Origin of the sequence: Microcoleus sp. B3-D2 (genome assembly GCF_036705345.1) — a bacterium.
Taxonomy (GTDB): Bacteria; Cyanobacteriota; Cyanobacteriia; order Cyanobacteriales; family Microcoleaceae; genus Microcoleus.
In genome coordinates this window covers 6,276-11,938 of sequence record NZ_JAUBUG010000116.1, presented here as the reverse complement: position 1 = coordinate 11,938, position 5,663 = coordinate 6,276, and the positions used below count along the sequence as shown (strand labels likewise).

Here is a 5,663-nt window from a genome sequence, read left to right as displayed (position 1 = left end):
AAGACATTATTACTGAATTAATGAAAATCAGGCGAAACAAACTACCATTTTTTCAGAGGGGAATGAGGGCTATGTCCTTGATTATATCAGTGTTCTGACGGGGTTGTCACCCCGTCAGCCTCATCCTATCGGCTGGCGATCGGCAATAAACTAGGTTTATTACCGATCGCCCCTTAAAAGAAAAAGATTTAACGATAGTAGGCTTCGAGATTTCAAGCATTTGAGGGTCTTCTTCACCACGAAGACTCTCTCTAACACTGCACACCCTACAGTTTATCGTTTCCCGGCTCTACCTCGTCTTTAAACTGGAACGAGAGTCGGCTCTAAAGTTGCCACTAATTTGAGATTGTACTCAGCCTCAAAAACAGGCTTTTTATAATCCAAACTCCACATTTCCAGAGCGCAATCGTCCCCGGGATTGAGCGGTTGCAGCCGCAAGTGAAACTCTCGAACTTCCTGGCGGTGTTCGCATTTAAAATCATAAATTGCGCCAATTTGTCGCCTGTCTAAAGCCACTGCTAACCGTAGAAAAGGATGCAATTTACTAACGACTTCTCGGTATTTTTTGGGAAGTATTAGAAAATTTTCGTGCTTTTTTTTGGGAGGATTTTTACGGTGATAGCGAGCTAAATTGGCAATTACTTCTATCTCTGTTTCAGTGTATCCTAATAACTCACCATTCCGAATTAAATAGTAAGAATGCTTGTGGTGCGCCGAATGACTGACGTACAAACCACTGTTGTGAAGAATCGCGGCTGCCCACAGCAACTCCCGTTCTTCGGTTCCCCAAGAGTGCAGAATTCCTTGAGTTTGGTCGAACAATTTGAGCGCAAATGCTGCGGTTCTTTCGCTTTGTTCTAAATTGACTTGATATTTGTCAGCCATGTGCAGAATGCTGCGCTGGCGGATGGAACCTTGATAGCGCAAGCGGTTTTCAATCAAACCGTGGCTCAGCATCCAGTCAACAATTACGCCTTCTCGTAAAGAGCGATCGCAAACAGTCAGCGATTCCATTCCTAATAGTGTCATCGCTTCTTGCAAAATTAAGGCACCTGCTAGAATAATTTCTGCCCGCTTGTCCGACATTCCCGGAATTGCCAGCCTTTCTGAGTAAGAAAGTTTGCGAAAGCGATTGACTAAATCGCGCAAATCTTTTAAACTTAATTGATATCCAGCCAGTGGACTCGGCACTGTTCCCAACTTTTCGCGAGCGTTAATTGCAGCCAGAGTTTCGATGGTTCCAGCAGTTCCAATCAAGCGCAGAGGTTCGCCCGCATAGAAGTGAGAGCGCAATTCGTCAATCGGTCTTTCTAGCGAAACCCGAATATAAGCTTGCAAATAAGCAAACTCCTCTCTGCTAATCGGGTCAGTTTTAACAAATTGTCCTGTTAAGCGAACAGCACCAATTTTTGTACTGGTGAGAGAGCGAGCCTCAGAACTGTCTGCTAAAATCAACTCCGTAGAACCGCCCCCAATATCAATAATTACCTGCGACTGATTGTTAAACTCCATACCCGAAAGAACGCCGAGATAAATTCTCCGCGCTTCTTCCTGACCGGAAATCAAGCTAACATTCAGGTCTAATTCTTCAGCAATTTGTTTGAGGAACTCTCGCCCGTTAGGGGCTTCCCGAACCGCACTGGTAGCAACAGCGATAATTTGTTCGGCATTGAAAGTTTTAGCAATATCTTGAAAACGGCGCAGAGTGGCGATCGCCCTTTCCATAACCTCGGACTTCAAGCAGCCTGTCTTAACCTCACAATCGCCCAACCGAACCGTATCTTTTTCTCTAGCAATAATCGTAAACGCGGGCAATTTCGGATCGATCCGCGCCACCACCATGTGAAATGAGTTAGTACCCATATCAATAGCAGCAATAATGCGATTTGACTCCGCAGAAGCAAGTGAATTAACCATTGGAGTATCGGGGTTGACAGATATTTATAATTATTTCACGAATCCAGTTAGGCATTCTATTAAATTAGCCAAAATCGGGAACTGCTGACTGGGCAAGACTTTCACCTGTTTTAAATTCCGATAGAAGTATGCTCGCGAGCAGAGATAGTAAGTGATTGTGCCTAAAATTTGATAAAATCTAGAGTTAAAAATCTCAAATCTAGAATTGAAATGCTTAAAGAGCCCGATCGCCAACCCGAATCCACATTGCTAACCGTCGTGAGGCTTTTGAGATGGGACAAACCAGCAGGAAGGCTGATTTTAATGATTCCAGCCCTCTGGGCAGTCTTTTTAGCAGCAGACGGGAGGCCGCCCGCAGCATTGGTGGGCGTGATTGTGTTGGGTACCTTAGCCACGAGTGCGGCGGGATGCGTCATCAACGACTTGTGGGATCGCGATATCGATCCCGAAGTAGAAAGAACTCAATCGCGCCCCCTAGCATCCCGCGCCCTCACCGTGCAAACTGGAATAGGAGTTGCTTTAATTTCCTTTGCTTGTGCGGCCATTCTCGCTTTTTATCTCAATCCTTTAAGCTTCTGGCTGTGCGTCGCCGCCGTACCAGTAATTATCTGCTATCCACTGGCAAAAAGATTCTTTGCAGTGCCGCAATTAGTGTTATCAATTGCGTGGGGTTTTGCCGTTTTAATTAGTTGGAGCGCCGCCGTTGACGAATTAGAATTAGCGACTTGGCTGCTGTGGGGTGCAGTCGTGTTTTGGACGATGGGATTTGATACAGTTTATGCGATGAGCGATCGGGAAGACGATTTGCGTTTGGGGGTGAATTCGAGCGCTATTTTTTTTGGGGATTATGCGGCTAATGCTGTGGGTTTTTTCTTTGTGGGTACTGTCGGTTTATTGGCAGCAATGGGAATTAATCTGCACTTGCACATTGGTTTTTGGGTGGCAATTTGTGCGGCCGCGATTTTGTGGTTTTTGCAATATACTCAACTGCGGAATGCCGATATTCCGAAGCTTGTTTACGGTCAAATATTTCGTCAAAATGTTTGGGTGGGGTTTGTAATATTGGCGGGGATGATTGTTGGGGAGATTTTTTAGTTTTTTGTAGGGCTTTTCCTGCAGGAAACGGGTGTGAAGCTCGAATGATTGAAGTTTGACAGAAGAGGTTCAAATCGATTTAAGCCTGAAAGCCTGTGTCTCTCTGCTTTGTATCCAAGTCTCGCACCCCCGCACATCCCCGGGGATGTGCGATGGTTTCTCCATCCTTTTTCAGGAAAATTATACATAAATATACTTAGTTATTAATCTAATTGGATTAGACTTTTCACAAATATTACTTATGCGCTGGCTTATAAAAACTGATATTTTTTTGTATTACAGGAAATTATACTGAATTAAGGGAGTATAAAAAAGTACATCTTTTTGTCGGTCGGTATGGAGATTGGTTACAGGCAACACTTTCACCGGAAGAAAAAAATGTCTAACGATGCCATTTCCTACTCGTTATGAAAAACTCAGTATAAAGTTTCATTACAAAACGTATACAACCTCCGGCGTACTTCTGATGATAGAGACATAGCGGCGGAAAGTTAAGCGAGTTTGACGATTTTCTAAACTTTTGTTCATTAATTTGAACTCGCTTGCATTTTTACACGCAAGACAAAAGTAACCTCCACCCATAAAAAAAGGAAAAAATACGATGTCTGACACACTATTGCCCGATCGCAAGAATTTATCAACCTCTGGCAACATTCCCTATCCCACCGCTAGTGCGAGTGAAACAACCAACTTTCTAGGAGAAACCGACAATATCATGGCTAAAAATTTTAACTCAAATCGTGTAATAGTCAAACTGAAGCCCACCGCGAATTCAAGTCAAATTACCAACTTGCAGGCAGAAATCGGAGTGACCAAAGTCACCAAAGCCTCACAACTTGGGATTGACATTTGGGAGATTCCTCCAGGAAAGGTTGAAGAAACAATATCCGCTTATAAGGATGATCCCCGCATTGAATACATAGAGCCGGATTATATCATCACCCTTGATGATGTCGAAAAACCTAGCATCACCCTTGAGGATGTCCAAAAACCTAGTCCTGGTCAAGAAAAAGTACCAACAATTACACCCCAAGCCACAACTCCCAATGATGATGTCGGAAAACCTAGCATCACCCTTGAGGATGTCCAAAAACCTAGTCCTGGTCAAGAAAAAGTACCAACAATTACACCCCAAACAACCACTCCCAACGATCCTAGCTATTCCCAATTATGGGGACTCAACAACACAGGTCAAAGTGGGGGAACCGCCGATGCAGACATCGATGCAGCCGAAGCCTGGGATATTCAACAGGGCAACCCAAACTTAGTTATCGGCGTTATTGATACGGGGGTTGATTACAACCACCCCGACTTAGTGGGGAATATCTGGACAAATCCAGGGGAAATTGCTGGAGATGGCATTGATAACGACAATAACGGATATATAGATGATGTTCGCGGCTGGGACTTTGCATATAACGACAATGACCCGATGGATGTCGACGGACATGGCACCCATGTTTCGGGAACCATTGCCGCAAAAGGGAATAATGGTGTTGGTGTGACCGGGGTTGCCTGGAATGCCAAGATTATGCCACTTAAGTTTTTATCAGATGAGGGTTCCGGCTATACATCTGATGCAATCCTTGCCATTAACTATGCAACGGCGAAGGGAGTCAAACTTACTAATAACTCTTGGGCAGGCGGAGGCTACAGTCAAAGCCTATACGATGCTATCAATACCGCCGGACAACAGGGAGCTTTATTTATTGCTGCGGCGGGTAATGAAATAAATAACAATGACATAACGCCTGTTTATCCTGCCAGCTACGATCTATCTAATATTATCTCTGTTGCCTCAACCACCGACACCGATGCACTCTCCTCGGATTTCTCCAACTATGGAGCCACCACAGTAGATTTAGGAGCGCCCGGTTCTGGTATTTATAGCACCACACCCGGAGGAACTTATGGCTTTAAGGATGGGACATCAATGGCATCTCCCCATGTCACCGGGGCGGCGGCGTTGCTGTGGTCTCAAAATCCCACTTGGACAGCACAGCAAGTTAAAAACAGGCTCATGCAAACAACTGACCCTATTCCCACTTTGAGTGGTAATACGGTTTCAGGAGGTAGGCTGAATATTAATTCAGCTTTGGGGGGATCTACCCCACCAGGGGCGACCAATGATAACTTTGCTAACCGGATTCTGCTAAGTGGCGTACCCGTGAGTACAACAGGGTCAAATATTGGAGCCACAGGAGAAGAAGGTGAACCTAGCCAAAATGGGATAACTAACTCGGCGTGGTGGTCTTGGACAGCACCCAGTACCGGGACTTTTACTATTGACACCAAAAATAGTAATTTCGATACTTGGTTGTCCGTTTACACTGGTTCTGCGGTTAATAACCTCACTCTGATTGGCTACGATGATGATGGGGGAGGGAGTGGAAATACTAGCCTGCTTAGCCTGGATGCCACAGCCGGGACAACCTATCAAATAGCTGTTGATGGTTATAGCAGTGCTACAGGTGAGATTCAACTTAATATTGTTCCTCCCCCTCCAGTCAATGACAATTTTGCCAACCGAATTGCTTTGACAGGTGAAACAGCCAATGGTACAGGAACAAATAGTGGAGCCACAGGAGAAGAAGGTGAACCTAGCCAAAATGGGATAACTAACTCGGCGTGGTGGTCTTGGACAGCACCCA

Annotated in this window: 3 protein-coding genes; 2 read left to right on the top strand and 1 reads right to left on the bottom strand. The window is 45.0% G+C overall.

Annotation, left to right across the window (positions count from 1 at the left end; translation table 11 throughout):
* Window positions 1–300: 300 nt before the first annotated feature.
* On the bottom strand, window positions 301–1,917 hold the full coding sequence (locus QUB14_RS27105; RefSeq protein WP_333221098.1) for a Ppx/GppA phosphatase family protein: 1,617 nt from the start codon (window positions 1,915–1,917) through the stop codon (window positions 301–303).
* Between the two features lie 210 nt (window positions 1,918–2,127).
* Between QUB14_RS27105 and QUB14_RS27100 the strand changes: the two genes are divergently transcribed.
* Window positions 2,128–3,012: a 4-hydroxybenzoate solanesyltransferase gene (locus QUB14_RS27100; protein WP_333221096.1), complete on the top strand. Its 885-nt coding sequence runs from the start codon at window positions 2,128–2,130 to the stop codon at window positions 3,010–3,012.
* Between the two features lie 601 nt (window positions 3,013–3,613).
* Window positions 3,614–5,663: S8 family peptidase (locus QUB14_RS27095; protein ID WP_333221094.1), on the top strand; the 2,050-nt coding region annotated here is incomplete at its 3' end.